Source organism: Pedobacter yonginensis, assembly GCF_003173595.1.
GTDB lineage: Bacteria > Bacteroidota > Bacteroidia > Sphingobacteriales > Sphingobacteriaceae > Pedobacter > Pedobacter yonginense.
In genome coordinates this window covers 831,279-852,214 of record NZ_QGNZ01000001.1, presented here as the reverse complement: position 1 = coordinate 852,214, position 20,936 = coordinate 831,279, and the positions used below count along the sequence as shown (strand labels likewise).

General features: G+C 36.9%; 20 protein-coding genes. 7 read left to right on the top strand and 13 right to left on the bottom strand.

Annotation, left to right across the window (positions count from 1 at the left end; translation table 11 throughout):
- Positions 1-52 precede the first annotated feature (52 nt).
- Positions 53-691 carry a ligase-associated DNA damage response endonuclease PdeM gene (pdeM, locus tag DHW03_RS03700; RefSeq protein WP_109924378.1) on the top strand — a complete coding sequence of 213 codons (639 nt, stop codon included), beginning with the start codon at positions 53-55 and terminating at the stop codon, positions 689-691.
- Here the strand turns inward: pdeM and trxA are convergent.
- The 5 genes from trxA to DHW03_RS03675 all read right to left on the bottom strand — a co-directional run bounded on the left by trxA (position 688) and on the right by DHW03_RS03675 (position 7,178).
- Positions 688-990: a thioredoxin gene (gene trxA / locus DHW03_RS03695; RefSeq protein ID WP_109924377.1), complete on the bottom strand. Its 303-nt coding sequence runs from the start codon at positions 988-990 to the stop codon at positions 688-690. The genes pdeM and trxA overlap by 4 nt on opposite strands.
- 190 nt (positions 991-1,180) lie before the next feature.
- Positions 1,181-1,795, bottom strand: a complete 615-nt coding sequence (locus DHW03_RS03690) for a hypothetical protein (RefSeq protein WP_109924376.1) — start codon at positions 1,793-1,795, stop codon at positions 1,181-1,183.
- Between the two features lie 70 nt (positions 1,796-1,865).
- The gene (locus DHW03_RS03685; RefSeq protein ID WP_109924375.1) at positions 1,866-3,212 is read right to left on the bottom strand and encodes a dihydrolipoamide acetyltransferase family protein; all 1,347 of its coding nucleotides are present in this window, start codon (positions 3,210-3,212) and stop codon (positions 1,866-1,868) included.
- 59 nt (positions 3,213-3,271) lie between these two features.
- Positions 3,272-4,513, bottom strand: a complete 1,242-nt coding sequence (locus DHW03_RS03680; RefSeq protein ID WP_109924374.1) for a competence/damage-inducible protein A — start codon at positions 4,511-4,513, stop codon at positions 3,272-3,274.
- A 4-nt stretch (positions 4,514-4,517) separates the two neighbouring features.
- Positions 4,518-7,178: a putative LPS assembly protein LptD gene (locus DHW03_RS03675; protein ID WP_109924373.1), complete on the bottom strand. Its 2,661-nt coding sequence runs from the start codon at positions 7,176-7,178 to the stop codon at positions 4,518-4,520.
- Between the two features lie 74 nt (positions 7,179-7,252).
- Between DHW03_RS03675 and DHW03_RS03670 the strand changes: the two genes are divergently transcribed.
- The 3 genes from DHW03_RS03670 to DHW03_RS03660 all read left to right on the top strand — a co-directional run bounded on the left by DHW03_RS03670 (position 7,253) and on the right by DHW03_RS03660 (position 10,039).
- A complete protein-coding gene (locus tag DHW03_RS03670; RefSeq protein WP_109924997.1) occupies positions 7,253-8,116 on the top strand; it encodes an N-acetylmuramoyl-L-alanine amidase family protein in 864 nt (287 codons plus the stop codon).
- 10 nt (positions 8,117-8,126) lie between these two features.
- Positions 8,127-8,906, top strand: a complete 780-nt coding sequence (locus DHW03_RS03665; RefSeq protein ID WP_109924372.1) for an N-acetylmuramoyl-L-alanine amidase family protein — start codon at positions 8,127-8,129, stop codon at positions 8,904-8,906.
- A gap of 179 nt (positions 8,907-9,085) precedes the next feature.
- Positions 9,086-10,039 (top strand): MlaD family protein, encoded by a 954-nt coding sequence (locus DHW03_RS03660; protein WP_109924371.1) that lies wholly within the window; start codon positions 9,086-9,088, stop codon positions 10,037-10,039.
- A gap of 77 nt (positions 10,040-10,116) precedes the next feature.
- On the opposite strand, the gene DHW03_RS03655 is transcribed toward DHW03_RS03660, so the two are convergent.
- From DHW03_RS03655 to DHW03_RS03640, 4 genes are all read right to left on the bottom strand, one after another.
- Positions 10,117-11,022, bottom strand: coding sequence for a ribonuclease Z (locus tag DHW03_RS03655; protein WP_109924370.1), 906 nt, complete (start codon positions 11,020-11,022; stop codon positions 10,117-10,119).
- A gap of 70 nt (positions 11,023-11,092) precedes the next feature.
- On the bottom strand, positions 11,093-11,470 hold the full coding sequence (locus DHW03_RS03650) for an STAS domain-containing protein (RefSeq protein WP_109924369.1): 378 nt from the start codon (positions 11,468-11,470) through the stop codon (positions 11,093-11,095).
- A gap of 43 nt (positions 11,471-11,513) precedes the next feature.
- Positions 11,514-12,458 (bottom strand): phosphoribosylaminoimidazolesuccinocarboxamide synthase, encoded by a 945-nt coding sequence (locus DHW03_RS03645; RefSeq protein WP_109924368.1) that lies wholly within the window; start codon positions 12,456-12,458, stop codon positions 11,514-11,516.
- Positions 12,459-12,602: 144 nt separating this feature from the next.
- Positions 12,603-13,562 carry a PhoH family protein gene (locus DHW03_RS03640; protein WP_109924367.1) on the bottom strand — a complete coding sequence of 320 codons (960 nt, stop codon included), beginning with the start codon at positions 13,560-13,562 and terminating at the stop codon, positions 12,603-12,605.
- A 103-nt stretch (positions 13,563-13,665) separates the two neighbouring features.
- On the opposite strand from DHW03_RS03640, the gene DHW03_RS03635 reads away from it, so the two are divergent.
- The 3 genes from DHW03_RS03635 to DHW03_RS19235 all read left to right on the top strand — a co-directional run bounded on the left by DHW03_RS03635 (position 13,666) and on the right by DHW03_RS19235 (position 15,196).
- Positions 13,666-14,445 (top strand): SAM hydrolase/SAM-dependent halogenase family protein, encoded by a 780-nt coding sequence (locus DHW03_RS03635; RefSeq protein ID WP_109924366.1) that lies wholly within the window; start codon positions 13,666-13,668, stop codon positions 14,443-14,445.
- 108 nt (positions 14,446-14,553) lie between these two features.
- Positions 14,554-15,069 carry a hypothetical protein gene (locus DHW03_RS03630; RefSeq protein ID WP_109924365.1) on the top strand — a complete coding sequence of 172 codons (516 nt, stop codon included), beginning with the start codon at positions 14,554-14,556 and terminating at the stop codon, positions 15,067-15,069.
- On the top strand, positions 15,050-15,196 hold the full coding sequence (locus tag DHW03_RS19235; RefSeq protein ID WP_165825352.1) for a hypothetical protein: 147 nt from the start codon (positions 15,050-15,052) through the stop codon (positions 15,194-15,196). Before DHW03_RS03630 ends, DHW03_RS19235 begins: the two co-directional genes overlap by 20 nt.
- A 52-nt stretch (positions 15,197-15,248) precedes the next feature.
- On the opposite strand, the gene DHW03_RS03625 is transcribed toward DHW03_RS19235, so the two are convergent.
- The 4 genes from DHW03_RS03625 to rpe form a co-directional block, all read right to left on the bottom strand.
- Positions 15,249-16,199 (bottom strand): D-2-hydroxyacid dehydrogenase, encoded by a 951-nt coding sequence (locus DHW03_RS03625; RefSeq protein ID WP_205940956.1) that lies wholly within the window; start codon positions 16,197-16,199, stop codon positions 15,249-15,251.
- Positions 16,200-16,264: 65 nt separating this feature from the next.
- A complete protein-coding gene (gene serC, locus DHW03_RS03620) occupies positions 16,265-17,338 on the bottom strand; it encodes a 3-phosphoserine/phosphohydroxythreonine transaminase (protein WP_109924364.1) in 1,074 nt (357 codons plus the stop codon).
- A 355-nt stretch (positions 17,339-17,693) separates the two neighbouring features.
- Positions 17,694-20,120: a TonB-dependent receptor gene (locus DHW03_RS03610; RefSeq protein ID WP_109924362.1), complete on the bottom strand. Its 2,427-nt coding sequence runs from the start codon at positions 20,118-20,120 to the stop codon at positions 17,694-17,696.
- Positions 20,121-20,221: 101 nt separating this feature from the next.
- The gene (gene rpe, locus DHW03_RS03605; protein ID WP_109924361.1) at positions 20,222-20,893 is read right to left on the bottom strand and encodes a ribulose-phosphate 3-epimerase; all 672 of its coding nucleotides are present in this window, start codon (positions 20,891-20,893) and stop codon (positions 20,222-20,224) included.
- Positions 20,894-20,936 lie beyond the last annotated feature (43 nt).

Genomic DNA, 20,936 nt, shown 5'->3' with positions numbered 1-20,936 from the left:
TGAAAGTAAATTTACTTCCAAACTGAACTCCTATAAATACAGCTGAAATTTAATGACCATTACAAGCCACGGTGAAGAACTGATTTTAGATAAAGAAAGGGCTTTATTTTTACCTCAACACAAACTTCTAGCCATAAGCGATCTGCATTTGGGTAAATCTGCACATTTCAGACAGGCGGGTGTACAAGTGCCAGCAACAATTGCCGAAAGCGATTTGCATAGGTTAACCATACTTATAGAAAAGTATAATCCAGCAACTTTATTGATTAATGGGGATATGTTTCATCATGGCTTGAATACGGATATTGATGAATTTGCTTTATGGCGAAAAAAATACCACGAACTAAATTTGTTGTTGGTAAAGGGTAATCACGATCGGCTAAGTCCCGCAGATTATAGCGCATTGAATATAGACATACATGAGCCGAGTTTTTGCTTAGGGCCATTTTGCTTTATCCATGATGCCCCCCAATGCACCGAGGAGGAGTTGTATCCAATTAGTGGTCACATTCATCCAGGGGTTTCTATTGTTGGTAAAGCCAAACAACGATTAAAATTCCCTTGTTTTTACTTTGGTGAGGAGTATGCGGTTTTACCCGCATTTAGTTTATTTACAGGTCTATACAATATTTACCCTAAAAAAAGCGAGCGTATTTTTGCAGTAACCCCAAAAAACGTTGTTGAGGTTTAAACTTTGCTATAAGAATCGATAACTTGTTTAAGTTGCGCCGCTTGAAGTACACCGCTTTGTCTCCAAACTTGTTTACCCTTTTTAAATAACATTAAGGTAGGCACACTTTGAACGCTAAAGGAAGAAGCGACCGTTTGGTTTTTATCGATATCAATTTTGATAATCGATACTGAATCACCAACCTGGGATTTTAGTTGTTCCAATATTGGCTTCATCATTTTGCAAGGGCCGCACCACTCTGCAAAAAAATCGACCAAAACGGGCTTATCACCATTAATTAAATCTGAAAATTTCGACATGATTTCTATTTAAGATAAAAACGAGGGTAAGTCGGTTTGGTTTTTAATTGCCCTTTAAAACGCATGGATTTCGGTCGGTCTAGATTTGTAATCCTTTATTTGAAAGGCAGTTTCTTTATCAAAAAGGATTACAAATCCTTAGCTCATAAGACGGGATTGAAATCCCGACTAGCAAATGATTCAAATATGTTTACGCGCCAATCAACAATTCTTCATTTAACGCGCCCACCCAATTGTCAAATAACGACTGCTCTATTTTAATTACCTCAGCCGCATGGTTTTCCCAATCTTCTGAAAAATTAACCAATTGGTTCATCATTTCTTCTAAGTGGCCTTCCTCTTCCAAAATGATAGATTTCACATTGACTTTGCTTTTTGCATCATCTAAAACAGATTGATAAATTGGGTAGAGCTCATCTGCACGAACCTCAATCGCATAGGTAACGAAAAGATATGCCGCGAACTTCAAATCATAGCCATCTAACTTAAATTTTGCTTTCAAATATCTACAAACTGCAATATCTAAAGCATGCAAATAGTATTTAGTGTTATTTGGCGAAAGCAATTCAGAATTTGTATAAGTCTTACAGTTTATTTCATCAACTTTAGCAATTTGCTTTTTTAGATAGTAGGCATGTCTATGTTCTTCAGCGGCATGCTTCAGCACAATGAGGTTCACATTTTCTTTATGTTCTGATGCTGATATTTTTTTTGCACCTGCATTTTCCATATAGGAAAGTGTGTTTAACCATTTGGCGTGCAATATATTATCACTAACTATAGAATTTAAAATCGATTTTAACATGTTCACTAATTCAATTGATAAATTTTAATTGCTGGCTCATTTAAGCTCATGCATTTCAGCCTTTAAGGGATTAAATTTCTCTGTTAAAATCCCAGTTTTCCAGATAATCTGCTACTCTACGTACAAACATTCCACCTAGCGATCCATCAACTACTCTATGGTCGTAAGAAAGTGATAGAAACATCATGTGACGGATGGCAATCACATCACCATGTTCGGTTTCTAAAACAGCTGGCTTCTTTTTAATTGCTCCAACAGCCAAAATGGCCACCTGAGGCTGGTTTATAATAGGCGTTCCCATTACATTACCAAAGGAGCCCACATTAGTTAAAGTGAATGTACCACCTTGGGTTTCATCGGGTTTTAGTTTAGAAATTCTAGCCCTATTTGCTAGGTCGTTTACCGCTTTTGTTAAGCCCACTAAGTTAAGTTGATCGGCATTTCTGATAACAGGAACGATTAGGTTACCACTTGGCAAAGCAGCCGCCATTCCAATGTTAATATCACGTTTTTTAATAATCTGCGTTCCATTTACAGAAACGTTAATCATTGGAAAATCTTTAATTGCTTTAGCAACAGCTTCAACAAAAATTGGTGTGAAAGTTATTTTCTCGTTCTCCCTTTTTTCAAAGCTGTTTTTAACTTTATTTCGCCACAGTACCATATTGGTAACGTCTGCTTCAACGAAGGAAGTTACGTGCGGAGAAGTGGTTTTACTCATTACCATATGGTCGGCAATCAGTTTACGCATCCTATCCATTTCAATAATCTCATCGCCACCACTTACACTTGTTGTAGATGTTTTATTTGGAACTGATGATGCTTGTGGTGTTGAAACTTTATTTTCAGACTGCTCAATTACAGGCGTTGGCGGCGTAACAACCGTTTGACTTGATGCTTTTTCACCATTTTTACTGTTGATGTAATTTAACAAATCATCTTTGTTTAGCCTTCCATCTGCCCCAGATCCCTTAATTGAATCTAGTTCTTGTAATGAAATATTTTCTTGTGCGGCGATACTCTTTACCAAGGGTGAATAAAAACGATCGGTAGAAGCGCTATTTGTGGCGTCATTTTTTTCCTCAACAGGCAATTGGTCTATTCCTGGTATTGTTTCAGTTGTATTTTCCACAACCGTTGCGGCAGCTGGTTCCTCCACCTTCGGATTTTCATCCCCTCCAGTCTCAATGATTGCGATTACATCACCAACCTGTGCAACTTCATCGGCAGCAAAAAGTTGTTTGATTAGTTTACCTGCCACTGGTGATGGAACTTCAGAATCTACTTTATCAGTCGCAATTTCTAAAATGGTATCATCTAAATCAATGGAATCTCCAGGCTGCTTTACCCACTTTATTATGGTTGCTTCTGCAACACTTTCACCCATTTTTGGTAACAATAATTCGTATTGAGCCATATTAAATCACAGTATATTATATTGGTAGTGGTGCAAAAATACAGTTTTTATTCTTTCCGCTATGCTTCTTTAAGTATATTTAATAGCATCATCAAGGCCGAAGCGGCTGAACGTTCTATATTTTGAATGCGTTTGTTGCTGAAATTAAACACTTTAGCAACGGTTTTCTTTTTGCTCGAAACTGCAATCCAAACGGTACCTACAGGCTTATCTTCTGTACCGCCATCTGGCCCTGCAATTCCACTTACCGCAATTGAATAATCGGTTCCAAAGTTCTTTAAAGCACCCTCGGCCATTTCTGTAACGGTTTGTTCACTTACTGCACCGAATGTGGTTAGCGTACTTTCTTTTACGCCCAAAACAGATTCTTTAAGCTCGTATGCATAGGCTACTGCGCCACCCCAATAAACTGAGGAGCATCCTGGATGCTGGGTAATCAAGTGGGCAATATAGCCACCCGTGCAACTCTCCGCGGTAGAAAGTGTTAAGCCTTTCTCTTTCATAATGTTGATAATTGCCTTTTCTAAAGGAATATCTTCATCTATAACAACATATTTACCTACCTGATCTATAATTTGCTGGGCAAAATCATTTACTTCTGCTTTAAGCTTTGCCTCATCATTCCCTTTTGCCGATAAACGTAAACGTACTTGACCCAGTTTGGGCAGGTAAGCCAATTTAATATGGGCTGGCAAACAATCCTCTATGTGTTCAATTTCCTTTGCCAGAAAAGATTCGCCAATATTGGCGGTTAAAATGGTTTTATGTACAATTGAAGGCAATTGGAAACGACTTGTAATTTTTGGTAGAACTTCATCATCCATTAAATACATCATTTCATAAGGAACGCCTGGCATCGACACAAAAATCTTTCCCCTTTGCTCAAACCACATACACGGAGCGGTTCCGTTTTTGTTTACAATAACTTGGCAACCATCTGGCACGTCTGCTTGCTGAAGGTTAATATCAAGTAAAGGTCTATTGAACTTTTTGAAAATTTGACGTACCATATCCAATGCCCCTTCATCCCTTCTAAAACCCATGTTGAAATATTTGGCAAGCGTCTTTTTCGTGATATCATCTTTTGTTGGGCCTAAACCACCCGTTATTAAGATGATATCAGCGCGTTTTTCTGCTGCTTCTAAGGCTTCTATAATGTGTTGTTCATCATCAGAAACGGAAGTAATTTGTTTTACTGAAACACCAATTAAATTGAGTTGTTTAGCCATCCAGGCTGAGTTTGTATCAACAATTTGGCCGATGAGAATTTCATCACCAATGGTTATAATTTCGGCTAACATATGTTTATTGGTATGTGTTGTAAAAACCTTGACGCTTGCTCAACTTCAAATCTTGAAGAATTGAGGCTTTAACTTTAATCGTTACGGAATAACTTCTATAAGCACCATACGGAACCCAGTTAATGCTCATGTCCCAACAATGCAAATCACGGTATATACCAATATTCATCGGCGTAAGTCCATTGTTTTCAAAGTCGTAGCCAGAGTTAAAAGTGACTTTCCACTTTGGTGTTAAGTTTACATCACCATTAAAGTTTAAAGTATTGCTCACTCTACTGATACCCAGATCGTTGGTGTATTGAAAACTGTAAGAAAATGAAAAATTCCAAGGGATGTTAAAATCCACAAATGCATTTGGATCGCGACTAATTGCGGCCAACTGTTCAGACTGAATATCTGTTAGTCCATTTTTCTTTGAGGCTGCATCCAATTTATCATTGGCTTCATTCTTTTTCTTTAATGCTTCAGGGTTTAAACTGTAATCGAATGAAAAGCCGATAGAGGTTAAACGAGGCAGTCTCCCGCCTCGGCGCCAAGTAAACACATCACTTCTTACAAACGACCTTAATCCAGATGCCGTATCCAATTGAGAGTCTAATGCATAAGGATCCAACGTTCCGTTATAATTAATCCCAAGCTTATCTGTGAATTGAGAACGACCACTAAAACCAAGCGTTGAAAGCTTGTTTCTAGTCGCTAAAAAGTTATATGATCCGCTAATGGTTAAGCCTTGAATGATTGGGATTTTGCGCTCGCCCGTTCCAGTTGTATCCTTACTGGATTTGACTTTTAGCTCTACCGTGTTATCCAAGCCAAACCCAATAGATGCTGACCTAGCCGAGAATGAACCCGGAAAAGCACTATTTTCTAAGATTGAATATCTTAGGTCCTGCCCGAATGTATCCTTAATTGTTCTTCCATTTTGATCAATTGCTGCTAAATATGGTCCACTTCCTGCTTTAGTAAAATCAGGTGAGTAATTGAACGACACATTTGGTGTCATCACATGTCTTAAAGCTTTGATATTTCCTAAATTTTTGAATTCTTTTTTGCCATAAATTTTGGTCGACATGCTTGTAGATAAATTGTAACTACCTGCCCTCTTGAATCCGCTAATGGTATCTGTTCTGTAAGTGTAACTTCCATCTGCAAAGGAAGTGTATCGATTTCTGGTGGTTTGAAAGTTCCAAACCTCATTATATGTACCCCCTAAACTAAAGTTTAAGTATTTCAGTGCCGTAAAAGACATACTTACCGGAATGGTATGCGAAAATCCTGTTTTTAATCTCTTTAAACCATCGTTTTGGAAGAGTAAACTATCTTTAGTGCTAATGCTGTTATTTCCTTGCAACCCATAACCGATTGTAATTTTCTGATACCATTTCTGTTCTCCCGTTCTGGTTTTAGAATCGAAAGGACTGAAAGTAGGCACGTTAAATGTAGCTTGCGGTAAACGTACGGATATATCTTTGGTACTTAGGGTTTGATCGCTCCCTAAACTTAACGAGTAATTCATACCATTTGGATAGGCTTTTGCGTAACTAATGCTACTGCTCATGGTGTTATTCGCAATTGCACGCTGATCATAACTTGCGTTCGCAGCAGTAGCCGTATAATATGTACTAGATCCCAAATTTACACTTGCACTGAAGGTAGTACCAGGTTTAGCATTTGCATTTTGGCTATGCGACCAAGTTAAATGGAATACCTTAGCCGGATTTCTGAAAGCTTCCGTTCCCTCCAAGCCATTTTTTGTACTCGAATAATTGAAGTTTATATTTCCATTGTACTTATATCGCTTAATATAGTTGCTTAATAAACTTGTTTCATATGATCCGTTGGTATAAATCGTTCCCAAAAATTTGGCGTCCCAATAATCATTTAAACCTAAATAGTAACCTCCGTTTTGCAAGAAGAAACCACGGGTTGCATCCTCACCTGGTGTAGGTAAGATCAAACCAGAAGTTCGTTTATTTGGTTTCGGGAAAAAGGCAAAGGGTAAAGCGAAAGGAGTTGGTATGTCTTCAATAACCATGTAAACAGGCCCGGTAACAATCTGTTTCTCAGTAACAACACCTTTGGATATCATCAAACCAAAATGTGGATGGGGCAAATTACAAGTGCTGTACATTACATTTTTAACGTGCAATTCATCGTCTATCTGTTTCTTGCTTTGTCCACCAGAAAAGAAACCACCCTCCTGTTCGGAGAAAACGCCAAAAACCTTAGCTCTGGTTGTTTCAGAATTGTAATAAAGCGAGTCGGCAATTGCAGTGCCTTCCGCTCCCGATTTAAAAATCGGTCTTCCTAAATACCGTTTCGTTTTTGGATCGGTATAACCACTCGCAAAAATGGTATTGTTTTTTTTATCGTATTTGATATATGCTGCATCCAGCTCAAAATCTCCGTAAACAACACGAGCATTTCCATACATATAAACAATGCTCTTGTCTTTGCTGAACTTTACAGAATCTTCTGCTTTATATTCAACTTTTTGATCGAGATCGCTGGTATTTTTGGTGACTTTTTTGGTCGTATCTTTTTTTGAAGTGTCTTGCTGAACGATTTGTTGCAATGAAAAATGAGAAAATGCGTTAGCTTTACCAACAGCAAGTGTTAATAAAATGACAGAAATTAGTAAAATAGAGCTCTTAAGAAGTTTCAAATTCGTATTTGAATGTTATTTTTGCACAAATGTTTAATCAAAAACGTTCAAAATTAGTGAAAAATATAGCATTGATGTATCTTAAAACCATTTTAACATTTATTATTTGTTTTGTATTAGTCAATACAATTGATAATCAAGCCGTTGCACAAGAATATAAAATTAAAACAATTGTAATTGACGCTGGCCATGGCGGTAAAGATGGCGCCACCCACGGCGTTTATTCTAAAGAAAAAGATGTGGCATTGAAAACCGCGCTTAACTTAGGTAAGGCATTACAGGATAGTATCAAAGACATTAAAATTATCTATACCCGACAAACGGATGTATTTATTCCCTTATACGAGCGGATCAACATTGCAAACAACGCTAAAGCGGATTTATTCATCTCCATTCACCTAAATGACATGCCTGTTCGTGTATCAAGAGTGGTAGATTATTATAAAAAAGTTAGAGGCAAGAAGGTTCCTGTTTATCGTACGGTAACCTCTAAGAGTACATCAACCCGTGGTACAGAGACTTTCGTTTCGGGTACGGGCCGTTTAGGTGAGCAAGATGAAGTAATCAAAAGGGAGAATGCAGCCATGTTCTTAGAGGATAACTATCAAAAAAACTACGAAGGCTTTATTGCCAACACGCCAGAAAACGACATCATGTTATCTTTGATGAAGCAAACCAACCGCGAAAGAAGTTTGAAGTTCGCTTCTATGCTTCAACAAGAATATGTTAATGCGGGTCGAATCAATCGTGGTGTGCAGGAAAAAAGCTTGGCCGTTTTAGCCAGAGCTGCCATGCCAGCAGTTTTAACTGAAATTGGTTTTGTGAGTAATCCGGAGGATGAAGACTATATGAATTCTGAAGAAGGCCAAAATGAAATTGTAAATGGTTTTATAAAAGCCATTAAAAATTATAAACGCATAGCAGAAACATCGTTCTAAATATCCTTAAATGAAGATTAAAAATCTATTAGTTGTTTTATCACTCGTATTAATATGCTCATCAATTGATTCTTTCGCACAAGGATACAAGATCAAGACAATTGTAATAGATGCAGGTCATGGCGGTAGAAAGCCTGGTGCATCTGGCAGTTTCTCAACCGAAAAAAACATTTCTTTAAAAGTTGCGCTCAAATTGGGTGAAAAACTAAAGAATGAGATGCCCGACATTAAAATTATTTACACCCGTACCAAAGATGTAGATGTTGATTTGTACAGGCGTGCAGAAATTGCAAACGACGCAAATGCTGATTTATTTATTTCTATTCATTGCAATTCAATGCCTCCAGGAAACAAGGGCATAAAGGGTGTAGAAACCTTGGTTGCAGGATCAAATCGTTTAAAAGAGCAAGATGCCGCGATTCGTGAAAATGCCGATATTAAATTGGAGAAGAATTACAAAAGCAAATATGATGGTTACGATCCATCCAATCCAAGTACATTTATTCTTTTATCTTTATTAAAAAACACCTTTAGAGATAAAAGCATTAAATTTGCAAAATTAATCCAAAACAGCTACGTAGAAAGAGATAAAAGATTTAATCGCGGCGTTAAGGAACAAGGGGTTTTGGTTTTGCAAAGATGTGGAATGCCGGCTGTTTTAACCGAAGTTGGCTTCATATCGAATACTGAAGAAGAAAAATACATCAATTCCGATAAAGGACAAGGAGAAATAGTTGATGCCATTTTTGCGGCAATAAAAGCTTATAAAAAAAATATAGAAGTTAAATAGTTGGCATTATAAATGATAAACTTTTTTATTTATAAGTCATAAAACATTATAAACAACCAAACAATTGGTGTTACTCTTTGTAATTACAATTACATATTTAAACATCAGCAACAACAATTACGCTCTGGCAAGCAATAAACAACTAAATTTACTGCTTGAGCCATTAAATAGAAACACTCATGAAAATTAAGAACGAAACTAAAGTAGGTATATTAGCCGCATTTGCAATAGCTTTATTAATTATTGGATACAACTTTTTAAAAGGCAACTCAATTTTTTCTAACGAAACAAACTTATTTGCAAGATATACGAGGGTTGATGGTTTAACAGTTTCAAAACCAATCTTGATTAACGGATACCAGATTGGTCGTGTAGCAAAATTACAATTAGAGCCAGGTGGAACAATCTTAGCTACGTTAAGCATTAACAGCAAGTATGAAATTCCAGAAAATAGTATTGCCCGTTTAGAAGGCACTGATTTACTTGGTAGCAAAGCGATTGTAATGTCTTTAGGAAACTCTAAAAAAATGGCTGAAGATGGCTTTTTGTTGAATGCCAATGTTGAGAAAGGTTTAATGGAACAAGTTCAGCCGGTACAGAAAAAAGCAGAGCTGATTATTGGTAAAATGGATTCCATTTTAAGCAGTGTGAATTCTATCTTAAACCCTAATTTCCAAAAGAATGTAGATAAAAGCTTCAGTAGTATTGCGGGAACTTTAGCTTCATTAGAAACCACCTCTAAAAAAGTAGATGGATTAGTTGGTTCTGAGAGTGCTCGTATAGAAGCTATTTTCAAAAATGTTGAAGGCATTACAGCCAACCTAAACAATAACAACAAAAAAATCAGCGATATTTTAACCAACATCAATACCGTTACCGACAAATTTGCAGCGGCTAACTTTAAGCAAACGCTAGATAATGCAAATAACGCTATCGCTGATTTACAAAGCGTTATCTCAGGTATTAAGGATGGTAAAGGCAGCTTAGGTCTTTTGTTAAACGATACCAAGATGTACGATAACTTGAATAGTGCTTCTAAAAATCTTGATGCATTAATGATTGATTTAAAAGCAAATCCAAAACGCTACGTACACTTCTCTGTATTTGGTGGAGGCAATAAAACGGATAAATAGTTTAGGCTATCTTAAAATAGAAAAGGCTTTCAAATCTGAAAGCCTTTTTTTATGATTCAATTTTTTTGAAATCAGATTTAAAGTGGATAGGTTTTGCCCTCAATAGCCAATTCCGTATTTTCAAAAACCGATTGAGCCTCTTCTAACAGCATCTGTAATGTTTTATAACGGGATGAAAAGTGTCCAATGATCAATTTCTTTACGTGATTAATTTTGGCCACCTCACCTGCTTGTAAGGCCGTTGTATGATGTGTCTCGTTTGCCCGATCCAAAAGTTCGTGCATAAAAGTGGCTTCGTGATACAAGGTATCGCAATTTTTAATCATCGGAAAATATCGTTCGTCTAATAAAGTGTCAGAACAATAGGCATAACTTCTTGGCGGATCTGCCGGTGTTGTGTAATCCTCACTCAACAAAATATCACCATTAGGCAATTCTACGTTCAATCCTTTCTTTAGCACCGTGTAATATGCCATTGGCACCTCTTCTGCTTTATCTTTGATTAGTTTACGCTGTCTTTGCTTCTGTTCAAAAATGAAGCCCGTACAGGGAATTCTGTGATTTAAAATAATGGTCTTCACAATCAAATCGCTATTTTCAAAAATTTGAGTGGATGCGGTTGGATCAATAGGAAAAAACTCGAGAGGATATCGTAAAGTTGTATCGGAATGTTTAAATTGAATTTCCAAGATTTCCAACAAGGCCGCCGGACCAAAAATTTGCATCGGTTTAATGCGCCCATTGAGGTGCAAACTAGAAAGCAAACCAATTAATCCAAAGTAATGATCTCCATGTAAATGACTGATAAAGATGTAATCAATCCGGGCCGATTTTAAATTGAAGCGAATCAATTGTTGCTGTGTACCCTCACCACAATCAATTAAATAAAACTTTTCATTACAATTTAATAGCTGAGCCGTGGGATTTCGATTGAAAACCGGTGTTGCAGAACTACTTCCCAAAATTGTAACTTCAAATTTCATTTTTCTAAGATATAAAAAGCCTCGTAGAATGTTTAAAACTACGAGGCTCGTCGTTATTATTTATACGTAATTATTTTTCGCCTCTGAATTCTTTTTCCAACTCATCCATAAAAATGAAATCTGTTGCTTCCTCCAATGTATTTACAAACGTTACAGATTGAAATATGTTTGAAAGTTCTATAATTGACGCCAATTGGTCGTTTATTCCAGTTACGATAAATAAGCCATTAGCACTTTTGCAAAGTCGATCGCCAACCAGTAAGCAACTTAAATCCTGCGCGTCGGTACATTCTTTTACATGGCTTAAATCAACAATTATATTTTTAAATCCTTCAGCATTAAGCAAATACAATTCTGATTTTAAACCTGGTGAATTATCGTTCGTAAACTTAGGCTCTTTGAGCTTTAAGGTTACATATTTGTCGTGTTTATCTACAGAAAATTTCATCGCTCTCGTTTGTTTATTTTACTAATGTATAAAATTTTTCGAATTAAAGTCTTTCGATTGCGTTAAGTACATTCGTTTCGATTCTACTGGAGATAGAATCCGCATCGGCTTTGACAAATTTCTCTCCCACGATCTTCTCGTACAATTCTATGTAACGATCTGATATTGAATTGATGATTTCGGGTGTCATCATTGGAACTTCTTGTCCATCTTTCCCCTGAAAACCATTTCCAATCAACCATTTTCTAACAAATTCTTTAGAAAGCTGCTTTTGTGGTTCGTTGTTCTTTTGACGGTCGTCGTAACCTTCAGCATAAAAGTATCGAGAAGAATCTGGCGTATGGATTTCATCGATTAAATAAATCACTCCATCAGCCTTACCAAATTCATATTTTGTATCGACCAAAATTAAGCCAGACTTGGCTGCAATTTCGGTTCCTCTTTGATATATGGCAAACGTATATTCCTCTAATTTTTCATAATCTGTCAACGAAACAATGCCTTTTGCTAAAATGTCTTCTTTTGAAATATCTTCATCATGCCCTACCGATGCTTTTGTGGTTGGTGTAATGATGGGCTGAGGCAATTTATCGTTTTCTTTTAAACCATCTGGTAAACTTACCCCACAAATACTGCGCTTACCAACATTGTACTCTCTCCACGCATGGCCTGCTAGGTAACCCCTAATCACCATTTCTACCTTAAATGGTTCGCAAATACGCCCTATGGTAACCATTGGGTCGGGTACATCTAGAACCCAATTTGGGACAATATCTTGTGTAGCAGATAGAAATTTAGCTGCAATTTGATTTAACACTTGGCCTTTAAATGGAATGGGTTCAGGCAGAACCACATCAAAGGCCGAAATTCGATCGGATACGATCATCACCATTAATTTATCGGCTATGGTATATACATCACGTACTTTACCTTTATAAAAATTGCTTTGATTTGGAAAATCAAAATGGGTTTCTTTTAGTGCTTTCATCAGGGTATAAAAATAGGAAAAATTATGAAATCTTGAGGTTATAAGCGGCTAGCACGATGATAAAAACAATAAAAACCTCGTAGTTTCTTAACCACGAGGTTTAAATGATTTTAGGTAATATTCAATATATGGAACGTTTCAATATTATTGAATATCGCCATAAGCTTTTAAGATGTCTTTTACCAATTTGTGTCGAACAACATCTTCTCCGCTCAAATATATGATGTCTATACCTTTAATGCCTTCTAAAATGCGAAGCCCGTTATGTAAACCCGACATTTGTTTTTTTGGTAAATCGATCTGAGTTACATCGCCAGTAACGATGAATTTGGCTGTAGGCCCCATCCTCGTTAAAAACATTTTTAATTGCATATCGGTGGCGTTTTGTGCCTCATCCAATATTACGAAGCAATTGTCTAACGTACGGCCACGCATGAAAGCTAAAGGCGCAATTTCGATGGTTCGGTTTTCGATGTAAACTTTTAATTTCTCAGCCGGAATCATGTCGTCCAAGGCATCGTAAAGTGGTCGTAAATATGGGTCTATTTTTTCTTTTAAATCGCCGGGTAAAAAGCCGAGGTTTTCGCCAGCTTCTACTGCGGGGCGGGTTAAAATAATGCGCTTAATTTCTTTGTTTTTTAAAGCGCGTACCGCTAAAGCAACAGCGGTATAAGTTTTTCCGGTTCCAGCGGGACCAATCGCAAATAATATATCATTTTTACCAATGCTGGTTACCATTTTTCTTTGATTGGCCGTTCTGGCTTTAACCAACAAGCCATTTGTACCAAAAACGATTACCTCACCACCCCCAGCACCAGCTTCAGCGGTTACTTTTTTCTCTACCCCTGCTGCCTTCGCTCCGAGGATGGATTCCACATCATTATTGCTCAGCGAACTATATTTTTCCATGTGGGCAACTAATGCGTTAAACTTCTCTTCAAACGACTTAAGTTCCTGTTCATCACCGAGAACTGTCACGCCACTTCCTCTCGCTACAATTTTCAACTTCGCGAAAGCACCTTTAATCATTTCGTAATTCTCATTGTTAGCCCCCCAAAAGTGAGCCGGATTTACGGTATCCAGAGTTAATTTTAATTCGTTCAAACTGTAGTATTTTAAAAAGTTATCGGGGTATATTAATTAAAATTTGAATATTTGCAGACGCTTAGGCCTCTACACAAGAATAAGCAATAATAATGAATTTTTAATGGGGATAATTACTTTAACAACAGATTTAGGTTCAAAAGATTTTTACCAGAGCGCTCTTAAAGGTAGCCTGTTAAGTTTGATGCCTACTGTTAATTTAGTTGATATTACCCATGAAGTTCCCTCATTCAATATTTCATACGCCGCCTTCGTTTTAAAAAATGCTTACCCCTATTTCCCAAAGAATACGGTTCATTTAATTGGTATTGATTCTGTTTACAGCGAGAATACCAAATACATTGCCATAAAGCATAAAGATCATTTCTTTGTGGGTGCAGACAATGGCATTTTCTCTCTACTTTTTGATGATGTTCCAGAAGACGTAGTAGAGCTGAACATTATGCAAGATCTAAAATATTTACATTTTCCATTGGTAGATATTTTTGTAAAAGCCGCAACGCATTTGGCAAAAGGCGGTAAATTAAAAGATATTGGTTTACCTGTAGCAGAGATTGAGCATAAGATGCTGTTACACCCTGTTATTGAACGAGATATTATTAGAGGTAGCGTAGTTTATATTGATACTTTCTGCAACGTAATTACCAATATAACAAAGGAGCTTTTCACCAAAATCCAAAAGAATAGAGACTTTACTCTATACTTTAGAAAGAGCGAAACCATCACCCAATTAAGTTGGCATTATAACGAAGTGCAAGAGGGCGAAAAGCTTTGCCTGTTTGGTATTAGTAACCATCTAGAAATTGCCATTAACAAAGGTAAAGCCAGTGGTTTGTTAGGCCTGCATTTGGGCGATATCGTGCGGGTAGAATTTCACCCTTAAAGGTGGTATCTGATACATTTCAAATCCTTCAATGAAGCTGTACTCAAATAATTCTGTTTGATTTTATTCCAATTCAAACAACAATAACCCTTTTTACGTTTATTCAACATGAAGAAGTACATCTCTTTGCTCTCTGTTTTACTATTGAATTTTACGGCTTTTGCCCAACAAGATACCATGGCCTACTCTGCACAAAGGGTTAAGGTAAACTCCTTATTGGCCGAGCGCAGTGCCCGGTTTGGCCAGTACGATGAAAGTTTAAATAAACGTACTGGAATTTTTGGCTGGCAAACTAAGCGAGATATTAAAAACTCGAATGAAATCCTTCGCCAGGTGGTGTTAACCGACAACAATATTTTTAAAGAATTAAAAGTTTTGATGGATTATAAAGATTTACAAAACCAACAAAAGGTTGCTGTAGCAGATAATTCTGAGGCAAGAATTGAAAACTACAGGAGAACAATCAAAAAACTTCAAGATCAAAACGAGCAATTAAAACAAACCTCCAAATCTGGTGGAAAGAATTTATCCAATTACATCATCGCTTTTTTAGTTTTAGTTATGGCCGGTGGATTTTACTTCTTCAACAAAAAATTAAAACGTTATGAAAAAGCTTCTGTTTAAAACGCTGGTTAAAATTAACAAGGTGATTTTACCAAGTCTGTATAAGAAAGACCCGAATAAGCTCAGTACTTTTCAGAAGGCGATTTTGGGTTATCGCTATTGGGTACTCACTAGGGCTCTGGATTGAAGAAAAGTGCAGAACCTATCTAATGTAATAAATTCTGCACTGGAGAAAATAGTTATTTCTTAAAATGTTCGATAATCAATGTCGCCAATTCAGTACCGATACGCTCTTGCGCTTCGTTAGTTGAAGCACCAATGTGTGGCGTTAACGAAATTTTTGGATGCGATAAAATTTCTGCTAAAGGTGTTGGCTCATTGTCAAAAACATCTAAACCTGCAAAAGAAACTTTACCAGAATTAAGGGCATCAATTAAAGCAGGCTCATCAATAGTTCCACCACGAGAGCAGTTTACAATACCCACACCATTTTTCATTTTCGCAAATTCTTCAGCGCCCAAAATTGGTTTGTCTGCAAATGGAGTATGCAAACTCAAGAAATCGCTATTCGAAATCACTTCATCTAGAGAAACCGTTTTGATTGGAATGCTCACCGATTTTCCACCTTGAAACTCCAAAGTAATTTCCGATTCTGATGGATATAAATCATAAGCCAAAACATTCATGCCCAAACCCAAAGCTACTTTAGCTGTTGCCCTACCAATACGTCCGAAACCAATTATACCAATGGTTTTGCCGCTTAATTCTGTTCCCTTTGCATACGCTTTCTTAAGGTTATTGAACTGAGTAGCACCCTCAATAGGCATTTTTCTATTGCTATCCTGTAAAAATCTAATGCCCGTAAATAAATGAGAGAATACCAATTCTGCCACTGATAATGAAGATGCAGCAGGCGTATTTACTACGGCAACCCCTTGGCTACGAGCGTATTCAACATCAATGTTGTCCATCCCTACACCACCTCTACCAATCAATTTAATGTTAGGAACGGCATCAATAAGCTCTTTTCTAACTTTAGTAGCACTACGTACCGTAATGGCATCATAATTTTTCAAAGCATCTGCCAACTGGTCTTGCGGAATGGTTTCCGTATCTACCTGAAAACCTGCTTTTTCTAATAATTCTTTTCCGATTGGGTCTATCCCATCGTTTGCTAATATCTTAATCATGTTATGATTTAACTGAATGAATCGACAATCCAAATAAAGGCGTCAATTATCTGTTTATGTTTAAATTAATTTGCTTTTGCTTGTTGTTCTTCGAAAGCCTGCATGGCCTCAATTAAAGCATGCACGCTGGTAATTGGAAGCGCGTTATACATAGATGCACGGAAACCACCCACACTTCTATGTCCTTTAATGCCCACGATACCTTGCTCCTCTGCAAATTTTAAAAATGGTTTTTCCAATTCAGCATTTTCCATTACAAAGCAAACGTTCATTTTAGAACGATCTTCTATCGCGCAAGTACCTTTGAACAATGGGTTACGATCAATTTCTCTGTAAAGGGCTTCAGCCTTTTGTTTATTTTCTTTTTCAATTTCGGCAACCCCACCTTTCGATTTTAACCAACGAAGGTTCAATAATGCCACATAAATAGAAAATACAGGAGGCGTATTGTACATCGAGCCATTATCAATATGCGATTGATAGTTCAACATAGATGGGTTTTTACGGTCGATTTTACCCAATGCATCGTTTTTCACAATTACAATTGTTAATCCCGCAGGACCAATATTTTTCTGCGCACCCGCATAAATCAAATCGAATTTCGAAACATCAATAACTCGGCTCATAATGTCTGATGACATATCGCAAACTACCGGTACATTGGTTTCAGGCACTTCAAACAATTCTGTACCATAAATGGTGTTGTTAGATGTGTAATGGAAATAAGCACTATCCGCAGGAATTTCAAAATCTTTCGGAACGTATGTATAATTAGAATCTTTTGAAGAAGCAACAACATTAACGTTTCCAATAATTTTAGCTTCCTTTAATGCTTTGGTTGCCCAAACGCCAGAATCTAAATAACTTGCGGTTTGGCCATCGCCCAGTAAATTTAACGGAACCATAGCAAATTGTAAGCTTGCACCGCCTTGTAAAAATAAAACGGAATAACCCGATGGCACATTTAATAACTCTTTTACCAACTTATCTGCCTCAGCAACAACGGCCTCAAACTCGGTTGTTCTATGCGAAATTTCTAAAATCGATAATCCATCGTTAAAATCTAAAACTGCATTTGCAGCTTGTTTAAACACTTCTTGAGGTAAAATACAAGGGCCTGCGCCAAAATTATGCTTCATCTTATTATATAATGTTTTATGGGCGTAAATGTAAAATTTTTAAAGCAGTTATGCCTACAAAATCGTATCATAAAAAATTAAATTTTGTTAAAAAAAAGGCTCAAATTCATTGTTTTGTTGCGTTTTTCTCAATTAAAACGATTAACTAAAACGCTAAATGAAAAGTATAAATTGAAAAGCAAAATCAGCGGTGCTTTTGAGCCAGCAGTCCCGCCATCTGCTACAATCTTTTTGCGATGGTATCTCCTAAAATCAAAGGGAATCTCCGCAAAAAGTATTTTCGCTCCTGTCGGGTTTAAATTACTTAATACCCTGCCCCTTAAAACCGTCAAGTAAAAGCAAGTTCCTCCCCCAATTAAGGCGTGTTTTTTAATTTCACGATTAGTTTCAGGTTAAACTGCCTTCCAGTTAAATAATTTGGAATTGCATATTGCACATTATCAACGTCTTTCAGCCATAAATAAGAAACCGTATTATCAATATTGAGCATATTAAAAACCTCAAAAAATAAAATCACTGAATTGAAGTTTCTATCTAAAAACTTGGGTTTGTGTATGGCGGCATCATCCAAAAAGTCTTTCGAAAAACCAATATCAACGCGTTTGTAGGATGGAATAAAAAATTGATCTAAATATCTCGCCGTTTGCGATGGGCCAATTGGTAATCTCGATCCATAAAGTGCATTCAGGTGTACTTTGTAGGTCGGGCTATTGAGCAGCCTGTCTTGAAAGAAAATTGAAAAATTTACCCGTTGGTCAGTCGGGCGTTTTAGATAACCCGGATAAATTGTTGCACCATTTTGAATATAACTGTCGCCAATTACATCCTCGTTTGCATGCATCACAGATAATCTGAAATAAGAAACCATATCCTTCACAAATTCCCCACCGATGCTAAAATCGGCACCATAAGCATATCCTTTAGACACTTCATTTGCTAAGTATTTTATGCGTAGGTTATCAATTTTATATGGAATTAATCGATCAGAATATTTGAAATAGCCCTCAGATGTAAACTTTAATCGGGTTCCTAAAGCATCGAAAGCATATTCATAGCCTAGTGAGGTGTTGTAAGAACTCTGCGCTTTCTGGTTAACGTTTAACACCCCATTAAAATCGCGAATGGTTCGGTATGAAGGTGGTTGCTTGTAAACCCCTAAAGTAAACCTTAAAATTTTATTGTTGGAATTTGGTCTGTAAGCAAGCAACATTCTCGGACTAATCAACAACTGTTTGCTTAACGAACTGTACGTAGCACGAGCGCCCAATTGCAGTTCGGCATAATTAGAAAGCGAATAACTATCTTGAATATAGGCACTGTAATTGGTGATATCGAGATTGTTCTCCACATTAATCACATTCTGTAAGATGATGTTTTTAGAATTGTTAGGCAATATAAAGCCAGCAGAATCGGTGTAATTGTACTCATTTAAACGGTCTTTGTACCGCGCTTGGTCAAACTTTAAACCCCATGAAAATACATGATTATTAAAATTTTGATCGACCTTAATTTCGGAAGCATAAGTTTGAGTGTTTAAGCTGTTTCTGCCATAATTATAGTAACTGCCAATACCCCGGTTTTTGTTTACCACACCGAAGTTTTCGCCAGAAAAAGTATTGTCAACCTCATCAAAAATATAGCGTCCATCAATATCGAAACGCTCCCGCTCTACGGTAATAAAATAACTATTTATAAATTTTATAGCTAATTTGGGCTTTGGTAAATAGGTTGCTGAAATGGCAGTTCCGGTCGTTCGATAATCATCAATTTCTTGCCCTTCGTAATCAACATTAAGTTTTAAGGTTGTGTTTAAAGTCCCAAATATGGTTTCCCGATTTTCTGGCACCAACTTAAACTGCCCTAAATTTAGATTCCCTAAAAAGCTTAGATTAAATTTGGGCGAGAAATTATACTGATACATCAATTGTGCATCGGCAAAGTTTGGGTTATAACTTCCCTTTTCATCTTGCTTATTCAGTACGCTAGAATTATTCTTATATCTTAATCCTAACAATAAAAAACTGTTTTTGAAAACTCTTTTTGTAGATAATGATGTATTTAAAAAACTGGTGCTTAAAATGGTTTGGTTGCTATCGGGAACATCGTATTTAATATCGAGCACTGATGAAAGTTTATCACCATATTTGGCTTCAAAGCCACCGGCAGAAAATTTTGCTTTACTAATCAAATCGCTGTTGATGAAACTTAAGCCCTCCTGCTGACCATTTCGAATCAATATTGGCCGATTAATTTCTATATCGTTGATATAGATTAAATTTTCATCGAAATTGCCCCCACGTACACTGTACTGTGCGCTTAATTCGTTATTGGTAGAAACACCCGGTAAGGTTTTAAGCATGGTTTCAAAATTGCCAGATACGAGTGGCATGGAAGAAACATCTCCAATGTTTAAGGTAGTTGTATTGCTGAGCTGATTTTGCTTATTGGTAATATTAACCTGCTCCAGTTCGCTAATGTTGGCCAACATAGTAACTTGTTGATTTATTCTTGTGCCAGAAAATTCAACAAACTTCTTGGTTTGCGGCTGGTATCCTAACAATGAGTACTTTATAGTGAAATTTTTGGATTTTGAATAAATGGTATATACGCCAAATTCATCTGTAACGGTTGATTGTGCTTGGCCTAAAATGATAACCGTTACCTGCGGTAATGGAAGTTTCTCTTCATTATAAACGATTCCTGATATCCTAACCAATGGCTGCGCAACAGCAATACTGAAACCCGCAACCAATAGGAAAAGAATGATCCGAAATTTGAGCATAGGTTAATGTATCGATTGGGTTATTTGTTTTCACTGATGAGTAGGCTTATTATAAAGTTGTGATAAACTGAATCTTGCGGTATTCATCGATATCAGACAATTTAAATGGTAATGGATTTAGTTGCGCTCCCTTTCATCTGTGAAATGGTTTCTGCTGGGTTTTCTGTACCAAAAATTGCATTTCCTGCCACAAATGCATTGGCGCCAGCTTGTACTAACGCACCAATATTTTGTAAACCCACACCGCCATCAACCTCAATTATTAAATCTTCGTTAACCCCATCTATCATCCTTTTCAAGTCATTAATTTTCTTGTAAGTATTATGAATGAATTGCTGTCCACCAAAGCCCGGGTTAACCGACATAATGAGCACCAAATCCAAATCGCTAATTACATCTTGCAATAATGCTACAGGTGTATGAGGATTTAGCGCAACACCCGCTTTGCAACCCGATGATTTAATTAACTGAATGCTTCGATGTAAATGTGTACAGGCCTCATAATGAACAGTAATTCGATCTGCGCCAGCTTTAGCAAAATCTGCAATATATTGATCTGGCTCAACAATCATTAAATGGACATCTAATGGTTTGCTTGCATGTTTTTTAACGGCTGCCATTACGGGGAAGCCGAAAGAGATGTTGGGTACAAAAACACCATCCATCACATCAACGTGAAACCAATCGGCCTCACTGTAATTAATCATTTCGATGTCGCGTTGTAAGTTTCCAAAATCCGCTGAAAGTATAGATGGTGCAATAATGTATTCCATGCAATAAAGATATAGAAATAGCGAGAAACAAAAAACCCTTTCA

Coding starts and splice junctions, on each gene's coding strand:
- rpe (WP_109924361.1), bottom strand. CDS start 20,893: ATGGAATACATTATTGCACCATCTATACTTTCAGCGGATTTTGGAAAC.
- trxA (WP_109924377.1), bottom strand. CDS start 990: ATGTCGAAATTTTCAGATTTAATTAATGGTGATAAGCCCGTTTTGGTC.
- DHW03_RS03680 (WP_109924374.1), bottom strand. CDS start 4,513: ATGTTAGCCGAAATTATAACCATTGGTGATGAAATTCTCATCGGCCAA.
- DHW03_RS03670 (WP_109924997.1), top strand. CDS start 7,253: ATGTATCTTAAAACCATTTTAACATTTATTATTTGTTTTGTATTAGTC.
- DHW03_RS03650 (WP_109924369.1), bottom strand. CDS start 11,470: ATGAAATTTTCTGTAGATAAACACGACAAATATGTAACCTTAAAGCTC.
- DHW03_RS03685 (WP_109924375.1), bottom strand. CDS start 3,212: ATGGCTCAATACGAATTATTGTTACCAAAAATGGGTGAAAGTGTTGCA.
- DHW03_RS03630 (WP_109924365.1), top strand. CDS start 14,554: ATGAAGAAGTACATCTCTTTGCTCTCTGTTTTACTATTGAATTTTACG.
- serC (WP_109924364.1), bottom strand. CDS start 17,338: ATGAAGCATAATTTTGGCGCAGGCCCTTGTATTTTACCTCAAGAAGTG.
- DHW03_RS03690 (WP_109924376.1), bottom strand. CDS start 1,795: ATGTTAAAATCGATTTTAAATTCTATAGTTAGTGATAATATATTGCAC.
- DHW03_RS03645 (WP_109924368.1), bottom strand. CDS start 12,458: ATGAAAGCACTAAAAGAAACCCATTTTGATTTTCCAAATCAAAGCAAT.
- DHW03_RS03665 (WP_109924372.1), top strand. CDS start 8,127: ATGAAGATTAAAAATCTATTAGTTGTTTTATCACTCGTATTAATATGC.
- DHW03_RS03655 (WP_109924370.1), bottom strand. CDS start 11,022: ATGAAATTTGAAGTTACAATTTTGGGAAGTAGTTCTGCAACACCGGTT.
- DHW03_RS03635 (WP_109924366.1), top strand. CDS start 13,666: ATGGGGATAATTACTTTAACAACAGATTTAGGTTCAAAAGATTTTTAC.
- pdeM (WP_109924378.1), top strand. CDS start 53: ATGACCATTACAAGCCACGGTGAAGAACTGATTTTAGATAAAGAAAGG.
- DHW03_RS19235 (WP_165825352.1), top strand. CDS start 15,050: ATGAAAAAGCTTCTGTTTAAAACGCTGGTTAAAATTAACAAGGTGATT.
- DHW03_RS03625 (WP_205940956.1), bottom strand. CDS start 16,199: ATGATTAAGATATTAGCAAACGATGGGATAGACCCAATCGGAAAAGAA.
- DHW03_RS03660 (WP_109924371.1), top strand. CDS start 9,086: ATGAAAATTAAGAACGAAACTAAAGTAGGTATATTAGCCGCATTTGCA.
- DHW03_RS03610 (WP_109924362.1), bottom strand. CDS start 20,120: ATGCTCAAATTTCGGATCATTCTTTTCCTATTGGTTGCGGGTTTCAGT.